Origin of the sequence: Burkholderia sp. Ac-20353 (genome assembly GCF_017104785.1) — a bacterium.
GTDB lineage: Bacteria > Pseudomonadota > Gammaproteobacteria > Burkholderiales > Burkholderiaceae > Burkholderia.
Genome location: NZ_JAAGPL010000083.1, coordinates 1 through 24,260, shown reverse-complemented (window position 1 = coordinate 24,260; position 24,260 = coordinate 1). Strand labels below are relative to the sequence as shown.

Sequence of the window (24,260 nt, the reverse complement as noted above, 5' to 3'; positions counted from 1 at the left end):
TCCCTCATAGCGATACGGTTTCTTGCGTGACACGGACAGCACGGCCCATCCCGCCTCGCCGAAGCGAAGAGGGCACGTTTCCCGGCCCGGCGTCGCAGCCGACGCGGCCTGTCACGGTCCGTAGCATCCGTCACGCCGGCTTCACCGCGGCAATCTCAGCGATTGCGCCGCGGCTTCGCCTGTGTGCGTCAGTCAGCCTGCTTGCGCAGGAAAGCCGGAATGTCGTACGTGTCGACACCCTTCTCCTGCAGCGCCTGCACGTGCGATGCCGCGGTTTCGCGCGAATTGCGCCACACGGCCGGCTTGTCGAGCGCGCCGTAATCGGCCGTGCTCACATGATGTGCCGGTGCGTAGCTGTTGTGCGACACCGCGTTGATCGGCTGGTTGTCGGTGCCGGTGCGCAGCAGCGTCATCGGTGCCGACTGCTGCTTATTCGCCGCGCGGCCGAGGCCCGTCGCGACGACCGTCACGCGCAGCGCGTCGCCCATCGCGTCGTCGTACACCGCACCGAAGATCACCGTCGCGTCTTCCGCCGCGTAGCTCTTGATCGTGTTCATCACTTCGCGCGTTTCCGACAGGCGCAGCGAACGGCTCGACGTGATGTTCACCAGCACGCCGCGCGCGCCCGACAGATCGACGCCTTCGAGCAGCGGGCTCGCCACGGCCTGTTCCGCCGCGAGGCGCGCGCGATCGACGCCGGCGACCGTCGCCGTGCCCATCATCGCCTTGCCCTGCTCGCCCATCACCGTCTTCACGTCTTCGAAGTCGACGTTCACGAGACCATCGACATTGATGATTTCCGCGATGCCTGCCACCGCGTTGTTCAACACGTCGTCCGCGCACTGGAAGCACTTGTCCATCTCGGCGTCATCGCCCATCACGTCGAACAGCTTGTCGTTCAGAACGACGATCAGCGAGTCGACGTGATCCTCCAGTTGCTGCGAACCGGCTTCCGCGACGCGCATCCGCTTGCCGCCCTCGAACTCGAACGGCTTGCTGACGACACCGACCGTCAGGATACCCATCTCTTTCGCGATCTGCGCGACCACCGGCGCTGCGCCCGTGCCGGTGCCGCCACCCATGCCGGCCGTGATGAACACCATGTGCGCGCCGCGCAGTGCATCGGCGATGCGCTCACGCGCCTCTTCCGCCGCTGCCTTGCCCATTTCCGGCTTCGCGCCGGCGCCGAGGCCCGTATTGCCGAGCTGGATCACGGACGGTGCGCGCGCACGCGACAGTGCCTGCGCGTCGGTGTTCATCACGATGAAGTCGACGCCCTGCACACCGCGGTTGATCATGTGCTGCACGGCATTGCCGCCAGCGCCGCCAACGCCCACCACCTTGATGATGGTGCCGTTGGTTTCGGTTTCCAGCATTTCAAATTCCATTGTTGCCTCCGTCAAGAAAGTTACTGCTACTCGGCCGTTATTCGGCAGGAGATCGGGCAACCCCCTGTCGCGCGCCGGCCGCCGGCACCGGCACGAATTTCGATTCGGTTCGTCAGAAGTTGCTCAGGAACCACTCCTTCATCCGCGAGAAGATCTGCCCCGCGTTGCCGGACTGCACGGCGACCTTGCGGCCGCGCATGCGCTGAGCACTGCCTTCCACCAGCAGGCCCATCGCCGTCGAGTAGCGCGGGTTGCGCACGACGTCGGCCAGGCCGCCTGCATATTCCGGCGCGCCGATGCGCACCGGTTTCAGGAAAATGTCTTCGCCGAGCTCGACCATGCCCGGCATCATCGCGGCACCGCCGGTAATGACCACGCCGGAGCTCAGCAGTTCTTCGTAACCCGACTCGCGCACGACCTGCTGCACGAGCGAGAACAGTTCCTCGACGCGCGGCTCGATCACCGCTGCGAGCGCCTGGCGCGACAGCGTGCGCGGGCCGCGTTCGCCGAGGCCCGGCACTTCGACCATCTCGTCCGGATCGGCGAGCGCCTGCTTGGCAATGCCGTAGCCGACCTTGATGTCTTCCGCGTCCGGCGTCGGCGTGCGCAGCGCCATCGCGATGTCGCTCGTGATCTGGTCGCCGGCGATCGGAATTACCGCGGTATGGCGGATCGCGCCTTCCGCGAAGATCGCGATGTCGGTCGTGCCGCCGCCGACGTCGACCAGCACTACGCCGAGATCCTTCTCGTCTTCCGTCAGCACCGCGAGCGACGACGCGAGCGGCTGCAGGATCAGGTCGTTCACTTCGAGCCCGCAGCGGCGCACGCACTTGACGATGTTCTGCGCGGCGCTCACCGCGCCCGTCACGATGTGCACCTTCACCTCGAGGCGGATGCCGCTCATCCCGATCGGCTCGCGCACGTCTTCCTGGCCGTCGATGATGAATTCCTGCGTGAGGATGTGCAGCACCTGCTGGTCGGTCGGGATGTTGATCGCCTTGGCCGTCTCGATCACGCGCGCGACGTCGGTCTGCGTGACTTCCTTGTCCTTGATCGCGACCATCCCGCTCGAGTTGAAGCTGCGGATGTGGCTGCCGGCGATCCCCGTGAACACGTTGGTGATCTTGCAGTCGGCCATCAGCTCGGCTTCCTCGAGCGCGCGCTGGATCGACTGCACGGTGGCTTCGATGTTCACCACCACACCTTTCTTCAGACCCTTCGATTCGCTCTGGCCGAGGCCGATCACCTCGTAGTGGCCTTCGCCCTTCAGCTCGGCGACGACGGCCACCACCTTCGACGTGCCGATGTCGAGGGAAACCAGCAGATCCTTGTAGTCTTTGCTCATAAAGTGCTCTTGCGTGTGATCTCTCGTTACTTCTTGCGCTTGTCGGTATCGGTCAGGAACCGCATGCCCGCCGCGCGAATCGCGAATCCGTTCGGATAGCGCAGGTCCGCGTACTCGATGTCGTTGCCCCAGCGCTGCGTGACAGCCGGCCACGCGGCGACGAGGCGCTGGCTCCGGTCATGCAGCGATTCGCTGTTGCGCTCCTTGCCCAGCTCGACCTGCATCCCGTTCGACAGCTTCACCGTCCACGCGTAGCGCGCCGACAGCGTCACTTCTTCCGGCGCCGCCTTCAGCGGCGCGAACCATTTCGCGAAGTCGCGGTACCGCGTGACGACTTCCTTCGCGCTGCCTTCCGGTCCGTCGAACGCGGGCAGCTCCTCGTCGAGCTCGCCCTGGTTCGCGGTGAACAGCTCGCCGTCGATACTCACGAGCTGGTTGCTGCCCCACGTCCCGAGCGGTTTGTACTCCTCGAGCGTGACAGCCAGCGCATTCGGCCACACGCGGCGCACGCTCGCGTGGCGCACCCACGGCATCTGCTCGAACGCGGTGCGCGCCGTATCGAGATCGACCGTGAAGAAATTGCCCTTCAGCCGCCCGACCACGCCCGCGCGCACGGTCGGCGCGTTGATATGGTCGGTATCGCCGTCGATCCGGATCTCGCGCAGCGCAAATGCCGGACGCTGGATCAGCCAGTAGCAGCCGGCCGCCGCCAACACGAGCAGCAGCAGCGCGTACAGCGTGCTGGCGGCAAGGTTGAGTTGGCGAACGTTGTTCCACATACGTCTTTCCGTTCCTGCGTCAGTCGTTGAGCGTGAGCGACAGAATCTTCACGACCAGCTCCGAATAGCTGATGCCGACCGCACGCGCGGCCTTCGGCGGCAGCGAGTGATCGGTCATGCCCGGCGCGGTGTTCACTTCCAGGAAGTACGCGTCGCCCGCGGCGTCGAGCATGAAATCCGCGCGGCCCCAGTCGGTGCAGCCGAGCACGTCGAACGCGCGGCGCGCGAGGCGCTTCAGCTCCGTTTCCTTGTCGGCCGGCAGCCCGCACGGGATCAGGTACTGCGTATCGTCGGCGATGTACTTCGCGTGATAGTCGTAGAACTCACCGGCCGGCACGATCTTGATCACCGGCAGGTCGAGATCGCCGGCGATACACGCGGTGTACTCGCCGCCGCCCTCGATGCTCTTCTCGACGATCACGATCCTGTCGTGCGTCGCCGCTTCCGCGAGCGCGGCCGGCAGCGCGTCGGCCGTCTTCACCTTCAGCACCGCAACGCTCGAGCCCTCGCTCGCCGGCTTCACGAACAGCGGCAGGCCGAGCTTCGCGACGATCTCCGGCGCGCGCGCGGCAAAGTCGTCGCCACGCAGCACCGTCTCGAACGGCGGCGTCGGCACGCCCGTCTGCTGCCACACGAGCTTCGTGCGGAACTTGTCGAGGCCGAGCGCCGAGCCCAGCACGCCGCTGCCCGTGTAGCGGATCCCGTAGAAATCGAGCGCGCCCTGGATCTGGCCGTTCTCGCCATAGCCGCCGTGCAGCGCGATGAACGCGCGCTCGAACCCTTCGTCCTTCAGCGCCGCGAGCGGCCGCTCGGCCGGGTCGAACGGATGCGCGTCGACGCCCGCGTCGCGCAGGCCCTGCAGCACGAGGCGGCCCGAGGTGAGCGACACCTCGCGCTCGGCGGATTCGCCGCCGAACAACACCGCCACCTTGCCGAAACGTTTCGGATCGATCCCGCTCATGTCATCCCTTCTGTTGCGTGTTCTGCACGATCTTCGCCGGCACGCCGCCGATCGAACCCGCGCCCATCGTGATCACCACGTCGCCGTTCTGCGCGACCTTCGCCAATGCATCCGGCACCTCGTCGACCGTCGCGACGAACACCGGTTCCACCTTGCCCGCCGTGCGCAGCGCGCGCGACAGCGCGTCGCCGTTGGCGGTCGTGATCGCCGCCTCGCCGGCTGCGTAGACTTCCGTCAGCACCAGCGCATCGACCGTCGACAGCACGTTGACGAAATCGTCGAAGCAGTCGCGCGTGCGCGTGTAGCGGTGCGGCTGGAACGCCAGCACGAGGCGGCGGCCCGGAAACGCGCCGCGCGCGGCCGCGACCGTCGCCGCCATCTCGACCGGGTGATGGCCGTAGTCGTCGATCAGCGTGTAGTGGCCGCCGTCCGCGCTCGGCACCTCGCCGTAGCGCTGGAAGCGCCGGCCGACGCCGTTGAATTCCGCGAGCGCCTGCTGGATCGCGTCGTCCGCCACGCCGAGATCCGTCGCGATCGCGATCGCCGCGAGCGCGTTCTGCACGTTGTGCAGGCCCGGCAGGTTCAGCACGACGGGCAGCGGCTCGCGCCCGTCGCGGATCACCGTGAAGTGCATCCGGCCGTCGCGCGCGTCGATGTTTTCCGCGCGCACCTGCGCATCCGGGGAGAGCCCGTAGCGCACCACCGGCTTCGAGATGAACGGGATGATCTGCCGCACGTTCGGATCGTCGACGCACACGACCGCGCTGCCGTAGAACGGCAGCCGCTGCGTGAATTCGATGAACGCCTGCTTGAGCCGCGCGAAGTCGTGGCCGTAGGTGTCCATGTGATCGGCATCGATGTTCGTGATGACTTCGATCACCGGATACAGGTTCAGGAACGACGCATCCGACTCGTCGGCCTCGGCAACGATGAAGTCGCCGGTGCCGAGCCGCGCGTTCGCGCCGGCACTGATCAGGCGCCCGCCGATCACGAAGGTCGGGTCGAGCCCGCCCGCCGCGAGCACGCTCGCGACGAGGCTCGTCGTCGTGGTCTTGCCGTGCGTGCCGGCGATCGCGATGCCCTGCTTCAGGCGCATCAGCTCGGCGAGCATCACCGCGCGCTGCACGATCGGCACGCGCTTCGCGCGCGCGGCCAGCACTTCCGGGTTGTCCGATCGCACGGCCGTCGACACGACGACCGCGTTCGCGCCCTCGATGTTCGCCGCGTCATGGCCGATCGCGATCCGCGCACCGAGCGCTTCGAGGCGATCCGTCACCGCGTTGCGCGACAGGTCCGACCCGCTGACCTGGTAACCGAGATTGACGAGCACTTCCGCGATGCCGCTCATGCCGGCGCCGCCGATCCCGACGAAATGAATGTGTTTGACGATGTGTTTCATTGCAGTATTTCCAGGTTCGCGCCGGCCACCTTCGCGCAGACCCGCGCGACGACATCAGTAGCGTCCGGCTTTGCCAGCGAGCGCGAACGCTCGGCCATGTCCGCGAGCGACGCCCGCGACTGGCTGCGCAGCCAGTCGGCGAGCAGGTCGGCCGACAGGTCGCGTTGTTGCACCAGCACCGCTGCTCCCGCCTCGGCGAGGAACGCGGCATTGGTCGTCTGGTGATCGTCGACGGCGTACGGGAACGGCACGAACAGCGCCGCCACGCCCACCGCCGCGATCTCCGATACCGTCATCGCGCCCGAGCGGCAGATCACGAGATCCGCCGCCGCATACGCGGCCGCCATGTCGTCGATGAACGGCACGAGCTGCACGTCGCTGCCGTACGCGAGACCGGCCGCCTCATAGTTCGCCTTCAGCACGTCGATATGCTTCGCGCCGGCCTGATGCACGATGCGCGGACGCTCGCCCGGCGCCAGCATCGCAAGCGCGCGCGGCACGACTTCGTTCAGCGCGGCCGCGCCGAGGCTGCCGCCGACGACCAGCACGTTCAGCGGGCCGCTGCGCGCCGCATAGCGTGCTTTGGGTGGCTCCGTGCGCGCAAGTTCCGCGCGGATCGGGTTGCCCGTCCATTCGGCGTGCGGCAGTGCGTTCGGGAACGCGACGAGCACGCGCTTTGCGAGCTTCGCGAGCACCTTGTTCGCGAGGCCCGCGATCGAATTCTGTTCGTGCAGCACGAGCGGCCGGCCCGACAGCGCGGTCATCACGCCCGCCGGGAACGTGATATAGCCGCCCATCCCGAGCACGACGTCGGGCTTGACCCGGCGCAGCGCGCCGAGGCTCTGCCAGCACGCGCGCAGCAGGTTGAACGGCAGCGACAGCTTGGTCTTCAGGCCCTTGCCGCGCACGCCGCCGAAGCGCACGTATTCCATCGGAATCCCGTGCTTCGGCACGAGCGTCGCCTCCATCCCGGCCGGATTGCCGAGCCACACGACGCGCCAGCCCGCCGCCTCCATCCGGTGCGCGACCGCGAGCCCCGGGAACACGTGGCCCCCGGTGCCGCCTGCCATCACCATCAGTGTGCGTCGTGCCGCGGTCATACCTTCCCTCCGCGCATCAGCACCCGGTTCTCGTAATCGACCCGCAGCAGCACCGCGAGCGCGACGCAGTTCAGCAAAATGCCGGAGCCGCCATAGCTCACGAGCGGCAGCGTCAGGCCCTTGGTCGGCAGCAGGCCGAGGTTCACGCCCATGTTGATGAACGTCTGCGCGCCGAACCAGATGCCGATGCCCTTCGCGGTCAGCCCCGCGAACGTGCGGTCGAGCGCGAGCGCCTGACGGCCGATCTCGAACGCGCGGCGCACGATCCAGTAGAACAGCAGGATCACGACCATCACGCCGACGAAACCGAGTTCCTCGCCGATCACCGCGAGGATGAAATCGGTATGCGCTTCGGGCAGGTAGTTCAGCTTCTCGACGCTGCCGCCCAGGCCGACGCCGAACCACTCGCCGCGGCCGAACGCGATCAGCGAGTGCGTGAGCTGGTATGCCTTGCCCTGCGCGTAGCGCTCGTCCCACGGATCGAGGTACGCGAAGATCCGCTCGCGACGCCACGGCGACAGCCAGACCAGCATCGTGAAGGTGCCGACCGCCGTTGCGACGAGGCCGCCGAACAGCTTGCCGTTCACGCCGCCGAGGAACAGCACGCCCATCGCGATCGCGGCGACCACCATGAACGCGCCCATGTCCGGCTCGAGCAGCAGCAGTGCGCCGACAAGGCCGACCGCGAACGCCATCGGCAGGAAGCCCTTCGCGAAGCTCTGCATGTACTCCTGCTTGCGCACCGTGTAGTTCGCCGCGTAGATCGTCACCGCGAGCTTCATGATTTCCGACGGCTGCATGTTCGAGATGCCGAGCGGAATCCAGCGGCGCGCGCCGTTCACGCCCTTGCCGACGTGCGGGATCAGCACGATCACGAGGCCGACGAGTGCGATCAGGAAGAGATGCGGCGCGTACTTGTCCCACGTCGACACCGGCACGCGGAACGCGATCACCGCCGCGATGAACGCGACGACGAGCGACACGCAGTGGCGCAGCAGGAACGCGTAATCGTGATACGACGCGTATTTCGGCGAATCGGGCATCGCGATCGACGCCGAGTACACCATCACGACGCCAAGCCCGAGCAACGCGATCGCGACCCACAGCAGCGAGTAGTCGAAGTCGAGCATCCGCGAGCGGCTCGGCCGCACGCCGTTGACGACGCTCGCGAGGCCGCCCGTCGCGGCGCGCGTGGCCGACGCGACGCGGCCGCCCGCGGCATTGCCGCCGGCATCGCGCCGGTCGTTGAAACGGGAGACGAGGCGATCGGACCAGCTCATGGCGTCGCTCCTTTGTCGATGGCGATTTCGTCCACGGCCGCGCGGAACACGTCTGCGCGATGGGCGTAGTTCCGGAACATGTCCATGCTCGCGCAAGCGGGCGACAGCAGCACCGCATCGCCGGGCTCCGCAAGCTCGGCAGCCGCACGCACCGCTTCCTCGAGCGTCGCGTGGTCGGCAAGCGGCACACCCGTTTCCGCGAGCGTGTCGCGAATTGCCGGCGCATCGCGACCGATCAGCATCACCGCACGGCACCAGCGGGCAACCGGCGCGACGAGCGGCGCGAAATCCTGGCCCTTGCCGTCGCCGCCGGCGATCAGCACGATCTTCTGCGCGAGCCCGTCGAGCGCGGCGACCGTCGCGCCGACGTTCGTGCCCTTGCTGTCATCGACGTAATCGACATCGTCGAGCGTTGCGATCAGCTCGACGCGATGCGCTTCGCCGCGGTATTCGCGCAGCGCGTGCAGCAGCGGCGCGGCCGGCAGGTCGATCGCGCGTGCGAGCGCGAACGCGGCCAGCGCGTTCGCAGCGTTGTGCAGGCCGCGGATGCGCAGTGCGTCGGCCGGCATCAGGCGCTTCTGCGCGATGTCCGGCGTATGCGTGGTGTCGCGCTTGCGGCGGCGGCCCGTCGCCGGTTCGTCGACGGCGTCGCGATCGATCGCTTCGACGAGCCACGCGATCCCGTTGTCGCGCGACAGCCCGTAATCGCCTTCATGCACGGGCTCGTTCAGCCCGAACGTGACCGTGCGCGGCGCATCGGCCGCGCCCGCGGCCCGGGCGAATTTCATCACCGCTGCGTCGTCGCGGTTCAACACGCGCGTCGTCGTTGCGCCGAAGATCCGGCCCTTTGCGGCCGCATAGGCGTCGAAGCTGCCGTGCCAGTCGAGGTGATCCTGCGTGATGTTGAGGATCGCGGCCGCGTCCGGCGCGAAAGTGCGCGCGGTCTCGAGCTGGAAGCTCGACAGTTCGAGCACCCAGACATCCGGCAGCGCGGTGGCGTCGATCGCGCCGGCGAGCCGGTCCAGCATCGCCGGGCTGATGTTGCCCGCGACGCCGACCTTCTTGCCCGCGCGTTCGCACAGCAGGCCCGTGAGGCTCGTCGTCGTGGTCTTGCCGTTCGTGCCCGTGATCGCGAGCACCTTCGGCTGGTAGCCGCTCGTGCCGAGCGCGCGCAGCGCCTGCGCGAAGAATTCCAGTTCGCCCCACACCGCGATGCCGCGCTCGCTGGCTGCCGCGATCAGCGCCGCGAGCGCCGGCTCGAGCGGCGACAGGCCGGGGCTCAGCCCGACGATCTCGACGCCGCCGTCGAGCAGCGCACGCGTGAACGGCCCGCCGACGAACTCCGCATCGATGCCTTCGGCCTGCAGCGCGGCAAGGTTCGGCGGCGCCTCGCGGGTATCGGCAATGCGCAGCCGGCACCCGTGCCTCGCGCACCACCGCGCGATCGCGAGACCCGATTCGCCGAGTCCCAGCACGAGCACCATCGGCCGTTGCCGATCTCCAAACATCTCGCCAGACATCCTTGTTACCTTTCCTTTACCGCAATTTGAGGGTGGTCAGACCGAACAGGCACAGCATCAGCGTGATGATCCAGAAACGCACCACCACCTGCGTTTCCTTCCAGCCGGACAATTCGAAATGGTGATGCAGCGGCGCCATCTTGAGCAGGCGTCGCCCTTCGCCGTAACGCTTTTTCGTGTACTTGAACCACGAAACCTGCAGCATCACCGACAGCGTTTCCGCGACGAAGATGCCGCCCATGATGAACAGCACGATTTCCTGGCGCACGATCACCGCGACCGTGCCGAGCGCGCCGCCGAGCGCCAGCGCGCCGACGTCGCCCATGAACACCTGCGCGGGGTGCGTGTTGTACCAGAGGAACGCGAGCCCCGCCCCGCCCATCGCGGAACAGAAGATCAGCAGTTCGCCCGCGCCCGGGATGTGCGGGAACAGCAGGTATTTCGAATAGACCGCGCTGCCCATCACGTACGCGAACACGCCGAGCGACCCGCCGACCAGCACGACCGGCATGATCACGAGGCCGTCGAGGCCGTCGGTCAGGTTCACCGCGTTGCTCGCGCCGACGATCACGAAGTAGGTCAGCACAATGAAGCCCCATACGCCGAGCGGATAGCTGATCGACTTCAGGAACGGCAGCATCAGGTCCGCGCGCGCGGGCAGCCCCATCGACAGGCCGCTCCTCACCCACGCCATGAACAGGTCGAACACGCGCACGTTGCTCGCCTCGGACACGCTGAACGCGAGGTAGACGGCGGCAAACAAGCCGATCACCGACTGCCAGAAATACTTCTCGCGCGACGACATCCCGCGCGGATCCTTGTAGACGACCTTCCGGTAGTCGTCGACCCAGCCGATCACGCCGAACCCGAACGTGACGAGCATCACGATCCAGATGAAACGGTTCGTCAGATCACCCCACAGCAGCGTCGCGACCGCGATGCCGATCAGGATCAGCACGCCGCCCATCGTCGGCGTGCCGGATTTGACGAGGTGGGTCTGCGGGCCGTCCTTGCGCACGGCCTGCCCGACCTTCATTTGCGTCAGCTTGCGGATCACCCACGGTCCGCACACGAGCCCGATCCCGAGCGCGGTGATGGTGGCCATCACCGCCCGGAACGTGAGGTACGTGAACAAGCGCAAAAAGCTTGCGTCGCCCTGCAGCCATTGCGCCAGCGCCAGCAGCATGCTTCCTTCCTTCTACTCAGTGTGCAGCGGGCGCCGTGCCCGCCGCGGGTTGATTCGCGAGCGCGTCGACCACGCGCTCCATCTTCATGTACCGCGAGCCCTTCACGAGCACCGTCGCGCCCGCGCCGTAGCCTGCGTCGAGCAACGCGGCAACCAGCGCCGCGACGTCACCGAAATGACGCGCGGCCGCGCCGTACGCGACACACGCATCGCGCGACGCATCGCCGAGCGCGAACAGCGCATCGATGCCGCGCTCGCGCGCGTAGGCGCCCACCTCGCGGTGGAACGCCGGACCTTCGTCACCGACCTCGCCCATGTCGCCGATCACCAGCACACGCGGCGCCGGCTGCGCGGCGAGCACGTCGATCGCCGCGCGCATCGAGTCGGGGTTCGCGTTGTAGGTGTCGTCGACGACCGTCGCGCCTGCGAGGCTGCCGACACTCGCCTGCCGGACCTGCAGACGGCCCTTGACCGGCTCGAACGCTTCGAGCCCCGCCTTGATCGCCGGCAGTGCGACACCGGCGGCCAGCGCTGCGGCCGCGGCCGCCAGCGCGTTGCGTGCGTTGTGCTCGCCGAGCGCACGCAGTCGCACCGCGACCGGTCCGGCCGGCGTGTCGATCGCGAGCTCGCCGCCGTGCAGCCGGCCCGTCACCTGCGCGTCGGTCTGCCGTTGCGCATCATTGAGCGCGAAGTCCATGATCCGGTTCCCGGTCGCTGCAACACGCCAGATGCCCGCGTATGCGTCGTCGGCCGGGAACACCGCGACGCCGTCCGGCGCCAGCGCGTGGATCACGGCGGCGTGCTCGAGCGCGACCGCTTCGACCGTCGCCATGAATTCCTGATGCTCGCGCTGCGCGTTGTTGACGAGCGCGACCGTCGGAGCGGTGACGCGCGCGAGGAGCTCGGTCTCGCCCGGATGATTCATCCCGAGCTCGATCACGGCGAGCCGGTGCGCGGCATTCAGGCGCAGCAGCGTCAGCGGCAGACCGATGTCGTTGTTGAGGTTGCCCGCCGTCGCGAGGCGCGCGTCGGCGCCGACCGCTGCGGCGAAAATCGACGCGATCATTTCCTTGACGGTCGTCTTGCCGTTGCTGCCTGTCACCGCAACGAGCGGCAACGCAAATCGTTGGCGCCAGCCGTGTGCCAGCGCACCGAGCGCCGTGCGTGTGTCGGCTGCCTCGAGCGTCGGCAGATCGACGCCGGCCACGCTGCGCGACACGAGCGCCGCGGCCACGCCACGCGCGGCCACGTCGCCGAGAAAATCGTGCGCGTCGAAGCGCTCCCCTTTCAGCGCAATGAACAGGTCGCCGGGGCCAGCCGTGCGGCTGTCGGTCGACACGCGCTCGAACGTCGCGCCCGCATCGCCGTGCACGGTCGCACCGGAAATCAGGCGGGCGGCTTCGCCCAGACTCAGCATCGTCATTCACCGCCTCCCTTGGCGTGCGTCGCGCGCGCCGCGAGCGCGAGCCGCGCGTGATCCTGGTCGGAGAACGTGCGCTTCTTGCCCATGATTTCCTGCGTCGCTTCGTGCCCCTTGCCGGCCAGCACGACGACGTCCTCGCGCGCCGCGCCGCGCACCGCCTGCAGGATCGCGCTCGCGCGATCCTCGATACGGCGGGCCTTCGCCGGCGCGGTCATGCCGGCGACGATCTGGTCGATGATGCGTTGCGGATCCTCGCTGCGCGGGTTGTCGCTCGTGACGACGACCTCGTCGGCGAGCCGCTCGGCGATCGCCCCCATCAGCGGGCGCTTCGTCGCGTCGCGATCGCCACCGCAGCCGAACATGCAGACGAGCGCGCCGCCGCGCGCGGTCGCGATCGGGCGCAGCGCGTCGAGCGTCTTCTCGAGCGCGTCGGGCGTGTGCGCATAGTCGATCACGACGAGCGGCTCGTCGTTCTGCAGGCGGCCGCCGAGACGCTGCATCCGGCCGTTGACCGACTCGAGCCGCGCGATCTCGGCCAGTGCCGCGGCGAACGGCACGTCGGCCGCGAGCAGCGTGCCGAGCACCGCGAGCAGGTTGCTCACGTTGAACGTGCCGAGCGTGCCGACCTCGACGTCCGCGTCGCCCCACGACGAGTGCAGGCGGAATGCGGTGCCCGTCGCGGTAGCGCGAACGTCGAGCGCCGTCAGGTCGCGATCCGCGCCCGTCTCCGCCGAGTCACCGATGCCGTACGCGATCGTGCGCACGCGCCCGGACAGGTTCTCGAGCAGTCGGCGGCCGGCCGCGTCGTCACGATTGACGACCGCGGCGCGCAGCCCGCGCCATGCGAACAGTTTCGCCTTCGCCTCTTCGTACGCGTCGAACGTGCCGTGATAGTCGAGGTGATCCTGGGTGAGATTCGTGAATACGGCGATGTCGAACGCCGTGCCGTTCGCGCGCCCCTGATGCAGCGCGTGCGACGATACCTCCATCGCCACCGCCTTCGCACCAGCGCCGCGCAGCTGCGCGAGGCTGCGCTGCAGTTGCGGCGCGTCGGGCGTCGTGAAGCCGGTCGGCACGAGCTGGCCCGGCATTCCGCTGCCGAGCGTGCCGATCACCGCGCACCGCTGATGCAGCGCAGTCAGCGCGGCGGCGATCCACTGCGTGCACGACGTCTTGCCGTTCGTACCGGTGACGCCGGCCACGAGCAAGCTGTCGCTCGGATCGCCATACCAGCCGCTGGCGATGTCGCCGGCGAGCTCGTTCAGCGCCGGCACGGCCAACGCGAGCGGCGCGTCAGGCGCAGCGGCAAGGCCGTCCGGCTGATACAGCACGGCGGCGCCGCGCGCGAGCGCATCGGGAATGAAGGCGCGGCTGTCGGCCCCGTCGACCGCATACGCGAGGAACACGTCGCCTGCGTTGAGGCAGCGCGTGTCGGCATACAGTTGCGCCGCGGGGGCTACATGCTGACGCAGCCACGCAAGCGCGGCTGCGATCTGCTGGTGCGCCGGATGTGAACTGCGAGCGGCGCTCATCGAATGACTCCAGGTGAATTGCGTGTCGTGCTGGACACGATCATATGCTTCGCGCCGGCCCCTGCGGCCAGCTTTTGCGGGCCGGTCGCCGCGGGCGCGGACGCCGCGTCGTCGGACACGACGAGTTGCTTGATCGGCATGTTCGGGGGCACGTTCAGTGCGCGCATCGTATCGCCGGCGATCGCCGAGAATACGGGGCCCGACACCTGACCGCCGAAGTGGCTGCCGGCCGTCGGTTCGTCGACCGACACGGCGACCACGATGCGCGGATTCGGCATCGGCGCCATCCCGACGAACGACGCGCGGTACTTGCGCGTATAGCCGTGGCCTTCGTGCTTGTATGCGGTGCCGCTCTTGCCGCCCACGCGATAGCCGGGCACGGCGGCATCCGGCGACGTGCCGCCCGGCGCGACCACCGTTTCGAGCATCGCGCGCACTTCGCGCGCAGTGGCCGGCGCGAAGATCTGCTGGCCCGCGATCGGCTGCGTCGGGTCGGTCTTGAAGATCGACACGGGCATCATTTCGCCGTCGTGCGCGATCGCGGTGTACGCGCGCGCGAGCTGGAACAGCGACACCGACAGGCCATAGCCGTACGACATCGTCGCCTGCTCGATCCGGCGCCAGCTCTTCCACGGCCGCAGGCGGCCCGCCGCCGCCCCCGGGAAGCCGACCTTCGGCGGCTGGCCGAGGCCGATGCTCGTATACATATTCCACATTTCCTCGGGCTTCATCGTCATCGCGATCTTCGTCGCGCCGATGTTGCTCGATTTCTGGATCACGCCGCCGACCGTCAGCGTGCCGAAGCCCGAGTCGTCGGTGATCGGCGCGCCGTCCAGCACGAAATGGCCGTTGCCGGTCTCGACGAGCGTGCTCGGCGTCACGCGATGCAGGTCGAGCGCGAGCGACACCGTAAACGGCTTCATGATCGAGCCCGGCTCGAACACGTCAGTCAGGATCCGGTTGCGCAGTTGCTCGCCCGTCAGGTGCGAACGGTCGTTCGGGTTGTACGTCGGATAGTTGACCAGCGCGAGCACCTCGCCGGTGCGCACGTCGACGACCATCGCCGCGCCAGCCTTCGCCTTGAACTTCTCGACCGCAGCCTTCAGGTTCGCGTACGCGATGTACTGGATCTTGCTGTCGATCGACAGGTCGACGTCCGTGCCGTTGTGCGGCGGCAGCTGTTCGGCGACGTCCTCGATGATGTGCCCCATGCGGTCCTTGATCACGCGGCGCACGCCGGACGTGCCGGACAGCATCTTCTGGTCGCCCAGCTCGACCCCTTCCTGGCCCTCGTCCTCGACGTTCGTGAAGCCGATCAGGTGCGCGGTGATCTCGCCTTCCGGATAGAAGCGCTTGTATTCGTTGCGCTGGTAGACGCCAGGGATGTCGAGCGCCGCGACCTTGTCGGCGATATCGATCGGCACCTGGCGCTTGACGTAGACGAAACCCTTGTCTTCCGACAGCTTCGCGCGCAGTTCCTTCTGCGTCATCCCGAGCAGCTTGCCGAGCTGGTCGAGCTTGTCCGCGCCGAGGTCGTCCGGCACCGCGTCGGGAATCGCCCAGATCGCGCGCACGGGCAGGCTCGTCGCGAGCACGAGCCCGTTACGGTCGAGAATCTTGCCGCGCGTCGCCGGCAGCTCGATCGTGCGCTGGTAGCGGCTTTCGCCCTGCTTCTGATAGAACGCGTTGCCGGGCCCCTGGATCCAGAACGCCCGCGCGGCCAGCGCGACGAACGCCATGAACAGCAAGAACACGACGAACTTCGAGCGCCACATCGGCAGATGCACCGACAGCACGGGGCTCGACGAGAACTTCACGTTCTGGCGCTTATGGGACGGCTTCATCGCGCGCCTCCCTTGCCCTTGCCCGAGGTGGTGGGGGCCGATGCGGGAATCGGCGCGTCGATCGCATTCGCGGCGCCCGGCTGCAGCGTCAGGTATTGCGTACGGCCGGTCGTGACCGGCAGCATCTTCAGCGAATCGTTCGCGAGCTGCTCGATGCGCGATGTTTTCGACAGCGCGCTCTGCTGATACTGAAGCTGCGCGTAGTCCTGCTGGAGCTGATGCTCCTGCGATTGCGCGCGCTGCAGCTGGATGAAGATCTGGCGCTGCTGGTTGGACGAATTCACGACCGACAGCGCACAGCCCATCACGATGATCAGCAGGAAGATATTGAAGCGGCTCATGGCGCGACGCGCTCCGCAATGCGCATCACCGCCGACCGGGCACGCGGATTCGCCGCCACTTCCGCGTCGCTCGGGAATTTACGACCAATCACCTTGAGCGGGGGGCTCGGGAGATCGACGGCGCGGATCGGCAGGCGACGATCGACCGCGGGCGCACTGGCGTGCGCCTGCATGAATCGCTTGACGATCCGGTCCTCGAGTGAATGAAAGCTGATGACCACCAGCCGCCCCCCTTGCTCCAACGACGACAAAGCCGCGTCTAGTACGACTTGCAGGTCCGCAAGCTCTTGATTGACGTGAATCCGTATAGCCTGAAAGGTGCGGGTTGCCGGATCCTTGCCCTTCTCACGGGTTTTGACGACGTTACCCACGATTTGGGCAAGCTCGCCCGTGGTGTCGAGAGGCCCAAGACGGTCGGACTCTGCCCGGCGAGCAACAAGCGCCTTTGCAATCTGAAAAGCAAACCGTTCTTCCCCATAATCCCGTATCACCTCCGTCAGTTCCTGCAGCGACGCCCGCGCCAGCCACTCGGCCGCCGACTCGCCGCGCGTCGGGTCCATCCTCATGTCCAGCGGGCCGTCCGCGCGGAAGCTGAAGCCTCGCTGCGGATCGTCCACCTGCGGCGAGGACACGCCCAGGTCCAGCAACACACCCGACACCTTGTCGATGCCGCGCGCCGTCAGCGCATCCCGCATCGACGCAAAGCTGTCATGCACGATCGAGAAGCGCGCATCCTCGATGCCCTGCGCCGTCTCGATCGCACGCGGATCCTTGTCGAACGCGATCAGTCGGCCGCCGGCGCCTAGCCGCGCGAGCACCGCGCGGCTGTGGCCGCCCCGCCCGAACGTGCCGTCGACGTAGATACCGTCCGGCCGCGTCACGAGCGCATCGACTGCTTCGTCCAACAACACCGTCCGATGCTGCAATTCGTTTCCCATCACGGGCTTCTCCGTCACCGCAATCAGAACGTGAAATTCTTCAGCGCGTCGGGCATGCCCTGCGCCATCGCTGCCTGCTCCTTCGCGATGTACGTCTGCGAATCCCACAGTTCGAAGTGACTACCCATTCCCAACAACATGACTTCCTTTTCGAGCCCGGCCGCCATGCGCAGCTCGGGCGATACGAGAATCCGGCCTGCGCTGTCGAGATCGACATCCATCGCATTGCCGAGAAAAATCCGCCGCCACCAGTGCGCGTCCATCGGCAGCGCAGCGATCTTGGCGCGGAAAACCTCCCATTCGGGGCGCGGAAACAGCAACAGGCAGCCGTCCGGGTGCTTGGTCACAGTCACCCGTCCTTCTGCCTGTCCTTGCAGCGCTTCGCGATAGCGAGCCGGCACCGACATACGCCCTTTCGCATCGAGCGTCAGCGCCGACGCCCCTTGGAACACTTTCCGCTCTCCCGTTCAGGGTAACGAAGTACCCGCCCAATGCTGAGAATTTAGCCGGAATAGCCTGCCAAATCACACAAAAATACACTTTCTCACACTGTCTCCCACTTTAGAGGAAGGGTGTGACACGGTCAAGGGAGCGGCCCGGTTTTTTAACGAATTTTGTTAGTTAGAACAAGGACTTACGCGCACATGCTCATGCACCCCAATATTTCAAAAACCGTTATAAATGAATGAGCTAGTGCAACTTGTGAAGGTGATACGTGAGCAAGACGGGCCAGATCGGCGTGCGGACGGGGCTTTCGGGGGCGGGAAAACGCGGAAAAAGCGGGCGGAATCAGCAGGCTCGGGCACGGGGCGGCACACGTCGCCGCCCCGTGGATGTCGTCACAGATAGTACGCAGTGCTCGTCATGACTTTCGACGCTGCGCGCATCAGCATCCGCGCGGGCAGCGGCAGTTCCATGCCGCCCGCGTCGGTCGCGGCCTTGCCGTGCTTCACCTCGTCGACACGCATCTGCTCGACGATCGCGCGCGACGCCGTATCGGTTGCCGGCAGCTCCGACAGGTGTCCGTCCAGATGGCTTTCGACCTGGCGTTCCGTCTCGGCCATGAAGCCGAGGCTGACCTTGTCGCCCAGCGTACCGGCCGCGACGCCGATCGCGAGCGCCCCCGCATACCACAGCGGGTTCAGCAGGCTCGGACGCGAATCGAGCTCCTTGAGCCGGTGCGCGGTCCATGCGAGATGGTCCTCCTCTTCGCGCGCGGCCTCCTCGAACATCGTCTTGATCGCCGGCGTGCGCGCCGTCAGCTTCTGCGCCTGGTAAAGCGCCTGCGCACAGATCTCGCCGACGTGATTCACGCGCATCAGCCCCGCGGCGTGCGTGCGCTCCGCCGGCGTCAGCTCGGCGGTCGGCGGCTCGGCCGGCGCAGGCACCGGGCGGCTCATCCGGTTCACTCCCGACAGCGACCGAAGGCCGCGATCGAATTCGCTGATCAGTTCATCCAACACCATCCTGTTCTCCTGGCTGCGTGTGCTTTCGCGCTCCGCGAACGCACGTATCCACTGCGTAACCGACTTGATTCTTCAGCGGAAATTGCGGTTAACCCGTGATTTTAACCATTGTTGCATAAAGGAAACATGCGGGCCGTGGGGCGCGGCGTTTCGCTTTGTAGCAAAAAATCCATGCGCTACATTACGTCCGACTTCTTGAGAAGTTGAAGCGGGGATCGTCGACAGAACATAACAATTTGCCCCGCGACAAAAAATTCAGTGAATCTTGGAGATCCGTTAATGAAAAAGTCGCTTCTCGCGCTCGTCGCGCTGGGCGCGTTCGCTGGCGCAGCCCATGCGCAAAGCAGCGTGACGCTTTACGGCATCATCGATGAAGGCCTCATCTTCAACAACAATGCGAAGGGCGGCCACCTGTACGGCCTGTCCAGCGGCGTTCTGCAAGGTAGCCGCTTTGGCTTGCGCGGTACCGAGGATCTCGGTGCGGGCCTGAAGGCGATCTTCGTGCTCGAGAACGGCTTTGACGTGAACTCCGGCAAGCTCGGCCAAGGCGGCCTGATGTTCGGCCGTCAGGCTTACGTCGGACTGTCGAGCCAATACGGTACGGTCACGCTGGGTCGTCAGTACGACTCCGTCGTGGACTTCGTCGGCCCGCTCGAGGCAGGCGACCAGTGGGGTGGCTACATCGCCGCTCACCCGGGCGACCTCGACAACTTCAACAACGCATACCGCGTGAACAACGCGGTCAAGTACACGAGCCCGACCTACAACGGCTTCTCGTTCGGCGGCATGTACAGCTTCGGCGGACAGGCCGGCCAGTTTGCGAAGAACCAGGTCTGGTCGCTCGGCGCGGGTTACAACAACGGCCCGCTGGTCCTCGGTGTCGGCTACCTGAATGCACGCACGCCGGCGAACTTCGGCGGCATGTTCAACACCGGCGCGTCGGCTGCGGCGACCGCTGTCACGTCGCCGGTCTATGGCGCGTACGCGAACAGCGCGAACACGTACCAGGTCATCGGCGCGGGCGGCGCATACACGTTCGGCGCAGCGACGATCGGCGCGACGTACTCGAACACGAAGTTCAAGAGCTTCAGCGTCGGCCCGTTCGTCGGCCAGACCGCGACGTTCAACAACGGCGAAATCAACTTCAAGTATCAGCTGACCCCGGCGCTGATCCTGGGCGCTGCGTACGACTACACGCAGGGCAGCAAGATCGACGGCAACTCGGCGGCGAAGTACCACCAGGGCTCGATGGGCGTCGACTACTTCCTGTCGAAGCGTACCGACGTCTACGTAATCGGCGTGTACCAGCACGCTTCGGGCAATGCGCTCAACGCGGAAGGCCAGGTCGTTCAGGCGACCGCATCGATCAACGGCCTCGACCCGTCGACCACCAGCAACCAGGTGGCGGCTCGCGTCGGCATCCGTCACAAGTTCTAATCAGCTTGCGTGACAAGCCGCAGTACATTGAAGGCGCCTTCGGGCGCCTTTTTCTTTTCGGGTGCGTCGAAGCCAATAAAAAACCCGGCAAGCGCCGGGCCTTTCCTTTCCGTTCGGTCAGGTCGTCATGCGCGTCCGTCGCGCAGTTCGCGTCGCAGGATCTTGCCGACGTTCGTCTTCGGCAATTCGGTGCGGAACTCGACGAACTTCGGCCGCTTGTATCCGGTGAGGCGCTCCTTGCAGTACGCGAGAATGTCCTTGTCGGTGAGCGCCGGATCCTTCTTCACGACGAACAGCTTCACCGCTTCGCCCGAGTGCTCGTCCGGCACGCCGACCGCCGCGACTTCGAAGACGCCCGGATGCGACGCCACCACGTCCTCGACCTCGTTCGGATACACGTTGAAGCCCGACACGAGGATCATGTCCTTCTTCCGGTCGACGATCTTCACGTAGCCGCGTGCGTCCATCACGCCGACGTCGCCCGTCTTGAAGAAGCCGTCCGGACACATGACCTTGGCCGTTTCATCCGGGCGATTCCAGTAGCCGGCCATCACTTGCGGCCCGCGGATACAGATCTCGCCAGGCTCGCCGAGCGGGACGTCGTTGCCGGCGTCGTCGCGGATCGCGATTTCGGTCGATGGCAGCGGCAGCCCGATCGTTCCGCTGTATTCGGTAGCCGTCACCGGGTTGCAGGTGGCGACGGGCGACGTCTCCGACAGGCCGTAGCCCTCGACGATCGCCGTACGGGTCTGTTCGTACCAGCGCTTCGCGACGTTCTCCTGGATCGCCATGCCGCCGCCGTTGGCGACCGCGAGCTTCGACAGATCGAGCTGGCCGAAATCCGGGTGGTTCAGCAGCGCGTTGTAAAGCGTGTTGACGGCGGGAATCGTCGAGATCGGGTAACCCTTCAGCTCCTTGATCATCCCACCGATGTCGCGCGGATTCGGAATCAGGATCCCCATGCCACCGGTGCGCAGCGTCAGGAAACCGCAGCAGGTCAGCGCGAACACGTGGTAGAGCGGCAGTGCGACCACGGTCACGAACTGTTTCACGTCCGGAAATTTCTCGTGCGCGGGGTGATGCCAGGCTTCAGCCTGCAGCACGTTCGAGACGATGTTCCGGTGCAGCAGCGTCGCCCCCTTCGCGACGCCGGTCGTGCCCCCCGTGTACTGCAGGAACGCTACGTCGTTCGGCCCCAGCTTCTGCGGCTTGAACGTCTGCCGTGCGCCTTCCGACAGCGCGGCCTTGAATCGCGTGAACGACGGGAGCTGCCACGCCGGCACCATCTTCTTGACGTTGCGCACGACGTAGTTGACGAGCCAGCCCTTGAGGCCCAACAGGTCGCCCATCGACGCGACGACCACATGCTTGACGGCCGTATTCGCGATGACGGCCTGCAGCGTCGACGCGAAATTCTCCAGGATGACGATCGCTTCGGCGCCACTGTCCTTGAGCTGGTGCTCGAGCTCGCGCGGCGTGTAGAGCGGGTTGACGTTGACGACCGTATAGCCTGCGCGCAGCACCGCGGCAATCGCGACGGGATACTGCAGCACGTTCGGCATCATGATCGCGACGCGGGCGCCGCGCGCCAGCCCGCGCGCTTGCAGCCATGCGCCGAACTGGCGCGACAGCGCGTCCAGCTCGCCATATGTAATCGCCTTGCCCATGCAGACGAACGCCGTCCGGTCACGGTACGTCTTGAAACTCTCGTCGAGGAGGTCGGCAACGGAAGGATACGGAGACGCGTCAATTTCGGCTGGAACGCCGGTCGGGTACGATTTCAGCCAAATCTTGTCCATGCTGCGCGTCTCCTCACTGATTTTCGAATGATCGTGCTAAAACGCATCGTAGCGGCTCGCTCGACTTCAGACAACAGGGTTAGACACCCCATTCGAACTTCCGTCGGACCCGAGCGGCTGTTGCACCGAACTTTCGTCAAATTCGGGCTACGTCGACCAGACAGTCATAGAACGTCGCCGAATTCCCGAGATCGCTGAGCGCCTGGCTCGTCACTTCGTTTGCGTTTCGGCCGTCTGGTGACAGTTTTTTCCACCAGATCGACAAGCCGACCACGAGTCCGGCGCGGGCGCGGTCGGTAACGCGCGCGCGCGCCTGCATCGAGCCGCGATCGTTGAAGATGCGCACGAGATCGCCGTCCGAGATGCCTCGCTCGGCGGCGTCGGCCGGGTGCATGTCGAGATGCGGCTGGCCTTCCGTGTTGCGCAGGCTATCGACGTTTACGAACGTGCTGTTGAGGAAATTGCGGGCCGGCGGCGAGATCATCGCGAGCGGGTAGCGCTCGGCGAGTTCGGGTGCGGCCTCGGCCGACTCGAACGGCGGCAGATAGTCCGGAACAGGATCCATCCCCATCTCCGCGAGCCGCGCGCTGTAGAACTCGCATTTGCCGGACGGCGTCCGGAAGCCACCGTCGGCAAACGGCGCGTCGGGCAGCTTGAGCTTCATCCATCCTGCCTGCTTCAGCGTTTCCCAGTCGCTGCGGAGCGATGGATCGTCCCAGCGAAGCGCCGCACGCGCGACCTCCTCGTCGCTTTGATGGAGCGCGGGCTCGTCGAGCCCCATGCTGCGCGCGATACCCCTGAAGATTTCGGTATTCGGCCGCGCGTCGCCTACCGGCGGAATCGACGGCAGGTTTGCCATCACGTAGGTGTGGCCATAGGATTTGTGGACGTCGAGATGTTCGAGCTGCGTAGTCGCCGGCAACACAATGTCGGCGAAATCGACGGTATCTGTCTTGAAATGCTCGAGAACGACGGTGAACAGGTCCTCACGCGCGAACCCGGCCGCCACCTTCGACGAATCCGGCGCAACCGCGACCGGATTCGAGTTGTAGACGATCACCGCCTCGACTTTCGGCCCGAACGTCGGATCGCCCGGATGCAGCAGCGCATCGCCGATCGCGTTCATGTTGATGACGCGCGGCAGCCGGTTCGGCCAGCCCGGCATCAGGTCCGGGCGCAGCAGCGCGGCCTGGTTCACCGGCGCCCATTCGGACGAAGACAACAGCAATCCACCGGCGCGATCCCGCCATGCGCCCGTCAGCGCAGGCAGGCTGGCGATCGCGCGCACTGCGTTGCCACCGCCGCGCACGCGCTGCATGCCGTAGTTGAGCCGGATCGAAGCCTTGCGGGTCTTGCCGTAGCGGCGCGCGAGATCGACCAATTCCGATGCGTCGATGCCGCAGATCTGCGCAACGCGCTCAGGTGGATAGGACATCGCGCGCGTCTTCAACGCGTCGAATCCGAGCGTATGGCTGTCGATGTAGTCACGATCGAGCAGGTTCTCGGTAATCAGCACGTGCATCATGCCGAGCGCAAACGCGCCGTCAGTTCCGGGACGCAGCGCAATGTGCTGGTGGCATTTCTCCGCCGTCAGCGAGCGATACGGATCGATCGCGACGAGATACGCGCCGCGTCGCTTTGCCTCCTGGGCACGCGTCCAGAAATGGAGGCTCGATGCGATCGGATTCGCGCCCCAGATCAGGATCAGCTCGCTCTCCTCGAAGAATTCGAGGTGCATCCCGAGACTTCCGCCATACGTGTAGCGCAATCCCGCTGCGCCCGCTGCGGCGCAAATCGTCCGCTCGAGTCGGGACGCGCCGAGCTTGTGGAAGAAACGTTGGGCAATGCCCTCGCCCTGCACGAGCCCCATCGTGCCCGCATAGCTGTACGGCAAAATCGCTTCCGGTGCACGCGCTGCGATTTCACCGAGGCGTCGGCCGATTTCGTCGAATGCCTCGCTCCAGCTGATCGGCGCGAAACGCCCTTCGCCCTTCGGCCCGACGCGTTTGAGCGGGACGGTCAGGCGTTCGGGATGATGGACCCGGTCGGCATAGCGGCTGACCTTCGTGCACAACACGCCCTGAGTCGGCGGATGATCGGGATCGCCGGCAACCTTGATCGCCCTGCCGTTCTCGACAGTCACGCGCATCGCGCACGTATCCGGACAGTCATGAGGGCATACGGCCCGGGCAACCTGTGTGGGGGCGTTCATCGTTGTAGACGCAGATATTGGGGAAGATTGGGGATTTTACGGCGGAGACGCGGCGCGAAGTGTCTATTTTGTGACTCGGTGTCGCTTTGCGCTTTTGCAGGAGAGGCGAGGCTGGTGCGCGGGGGATTGATGGCTGGACGCCGGGACGGTATCGCATGGGTGGCCTCACGTATTTTCGCCGCCCCAATGCAAAAACCCCCGCCTTTCGGGCGGGGGTTTCTGGCTTAGGGGAGCCTGACGATTACCTACTTTCACACGGGAATCCGCACTATCATCGGCGTAGAGTCGTTTCACGGTCCTGTTCGGGATG

General features: G+C 66.2%; 19 protein-coding genes. 1 reads left to right on the top strand and 18 read right to left on the bottom strand.

Going from position 1 to position 24,260, the window contains the following annotated elements:
- Positions 1–188: 188 nt before the first annotated feature.
- The 16 genes from ftsZ to coq7 form a co-directional block, all read right to left on the bottom strand.
- On the bottom strand, positions 189–1,388 hold the full coding sequence (ftsZ, locus tag G3N94_RS22740) for a cell division protein FtsZ (RefSeq protein WP_205794813.1): 1,200 nt from the start codon (positions 1,386–1,388) through the stop codon (positions 189–191).
- 112 nt (positions 1,389–1,500) lie between these two features.
- Positions 1,501–2,733, bottom strand: coding sequence for a cell division protein FtsA (gene ftsA, locus G3N94_RS22735; protein ID WP_124509643.1), 1,233 nt, complete (start codon positions 2,731–2,733; stop codon positions 1,501–1,503).
- 26 nt (positions 2,734–2,759) lie between these two features.
- Complete coding sequence (locus tag G3N94_RS22730) at positions 2,760–3,512, bottom strand: cell division protein FtsQ/DivIB (protein WP_205794812.1); 753 nt, start codon at positions 3,510–3,512, stop codon at positions 2,760–2,762.
- Positions 3,513–3,531: 19 nt separating this feature from the next.
- The gene (locus tag G3N94_RS22725; protein WP_205794811.1) at positions 3,532–4,473 is read right to left on the bottom strand and encodes a D-alanine--D-alanine ligase; all 942 of its coding nucleotides are present in this window, start codon (positions 4,471–4,473) and stop codon (positions 3,532–3,534) included.
- 1 nt (position 4,474) lies between these two features.
- Positions 4,475–5,872 (bottom strand): UDP-N-acetylmuramate--L-alanine ligase, encoded by a 1,398-nt coding sequence (murC, locus tag G3N94_RS22720; protein WP_205794810.1) that lies wholly within the window; start codon positions 5,870–5,872, stop codon positions 4,475–4,477.
- The gene (gene murG, locus G3N94_RS22715; protein ID WP_205794809.1) at positions 5,869–6,972 is read right to left on the bottom strand and encodes an undecaprenyldiphospho-muramoylpentapeptide beta-N-acetylglucosaminyltransferase; all 1,104 of its coding nucleotides are present in this window, start codon (positions 6,970–6,972) and stop codon (positions 5,869–5,871) included. The genes murC and murG overlap by 4 nt, the downstream gene beginning before the upstream one ends.
- Positions 6,969–8,252: a putative lipid II flippase FtsW gene (gene ftsW / locus G3N94_RS22710; protein WP_205794808.1), complete on the bottom strand. Its 1,284-nt coding sequence runs from the start codon at positions 8,250–8,252 to the stop codon at positions 6,969–6,971. The genes murG and ftsW overlap by 4 nt, the downstream gene beginning before the upstream one ends.
- Positions 8,249–9,760, bottom strand: a complete 1,512-nt coding sequence (gene murD / locus G3N94_RS22705) for a UDP-N-acetylmuramoyl-L-alanine--D-glutamate ligase (protein WP_205794825.1) — start codon at positions 9,758–9,760, stop codon at positions 8,249–8,251. The genes ftsW and murD overlap by 4 nt, the downstream gene beginning before the upstream one ends.
- 28 nt (positions 9,761–9,788) lie before the next feature.
- Positions 9,789–10,958 (bottom strand): phospho-N-acetylmuramoyl-pentapeptide-transferase, encoded by a 1,170-nt coding sequence (gene mraY, locus G3N94_RS22700; protein ID WP_205794807.1) that lies wholly within the window; start codon positions 10,956–10,958, stop codon positions 9,789–9,791.
- Positions 10,959–10,974: 16 nt separating this feature from the next.
- Complete coding sequence (gene murF / locus G3N94_RS22695) at positions 10,975–12,381, bottom strand: UDP-N-acetylmuramoyl-tripeptide--D-alanyl-D-alanine ligase (protein WP_205794806.1); 1,407 nt, start codon at positions 12,379–12,381, stop codon at positions 10,975–10,977.
- On the bottom strand, positions 12,378–13,913 hold the full coding sequence (locus tag G3N94_RS22690; protein WP_205794805.1) for a UDP-N-acetylmuramoyl-L-alanyl-D-glutamate--2,6-diaminopimelate ligase: 1,536 nt from the start codon (positions 13,911–13,913) through the stop codon (positions 12,378–12,380). The genes murF and G3N94_RS22690 overlap by 4 nt, the downstream gene beginning before the upstream one ends.
- The gene (locus G3N94_RS22685; protein WP_205794804.1) at positions 13,910–15,757 is read right to left on the bottom strand and encodes a penicillin-binding protein 2; all 1,848 of its coding nucleotides are present in this window, start codon (positions 15,755–15,757) and stop codon (positions 13,910–13,912) included. The genes G3N94_RS22690 and G3N94_RS22685 overlap by 4 nt, the downstream gene beginning before the upstream one ends.
- Positions 15,754–16,098: a cell division protein FtsL gene (ftsL, locus tag G3N94_RS22680; protein ID WP_205794803.1), complete on the bottom strand. Its 345-nt coding sequence runs from the start codon at positions 16,096–16,098 to the stop codon at positions 15,754–15,756. The genes G3N94_RS22685 and ftsL overlap by 4 nt, the downstream gene beginning before the upstream one ends.
- On the bottom strand, positions 16,095–17,036 hold the full coding sequence (gene rsmH / locus G3N94_RS22675; protein ID WP_205794824.1) for a 16S rRNA (cytosine(1402)-N(4))-methyltransferase RsmH: 942 nt from the start codon (positions 17,034–17,036) through the stop codon (positions 16,095–16,097). The genes ftsL and rsmH overlap by 4 nt, the downstream gene beginning before the upstream one ends.
- A 23-nt stretch (positions 17,037–17,059) precedes the next feature.
- Positions 17,060–17,488, bottom strand: a complete 429-nt coding sequence (gene mraZ, locus G3N94_RS22670) for a division/cell wall cluster transcriptional repressor MraZ (RefSeq protein ID WP_006400450.1) — start codon at positions 17,486–17,488, stop codon at positions 17,060–17,062.
- Between the two features lie 387 nt (positions 17,489–17,875).
- Positions 17,876–18,502, bottom strand: a complete 627-nt coding sequence (coq7, locus tag G3N94_RS22665; RefSeq protein ID WP_205794802.1) for a 2-polyprenyl-3-methyl-6-methoxy-1,4-benzoquinone monooxygenase — start codon at positions 18,500–18,502, stop codon at positions 17,876–17,878.
- Positions 18,503–18,781: 279 nt separating this feature from the next.
- Between coq7 and G3N94_RS22660 the strand changes: the two genes are divergently transcribed.
- Positions 18,782–19,939 carry a porin gene (locus tag G3N94_RS22660; RefSeq protein WP_205794801.1) on the top strand — a complete coding sequence of 386 codons (1,158 nt, stop codon included), beginning with the start codon at positions 18,782–18,784 and terminating at the stop codon, positions 19,937–19,939.
- 125 nt (positions 19,940–20,064) lie between these two features.
- Here the strand turns inward: G3N94_RS22660 and G3N94_RS22655 are convergent, their stop codons facing one another.
- The gene (locus G3N94_RS22655) at positions 20,065–21,738 is read right to left on the bottom strand and encodes a long-chain fatty acid--CoA ligase (RefSeq protein WP_205794800.1); all 1,674 of its coding nucleotides are present in this window, start codon (positions 21,736–21,738) and stop codon (positions 20,065–20,067) included.
- Positions 21,739–21,874: 136 nt separating this feature from the next.
- On the bottom strand, positions 21,875–23,950 hold the full coding sequence (locus G3N94_RS22650) for a molybdopterin oxidoreductase family protein (protein ID WP_205794799.1): 2,076 nt from the start codon (positions 23,948–23,950) through the stop codon (positions 21,875–21,877).
- Between the last annotated feature and the right edge of the window lie 310 nt (positions 23,951–24,260).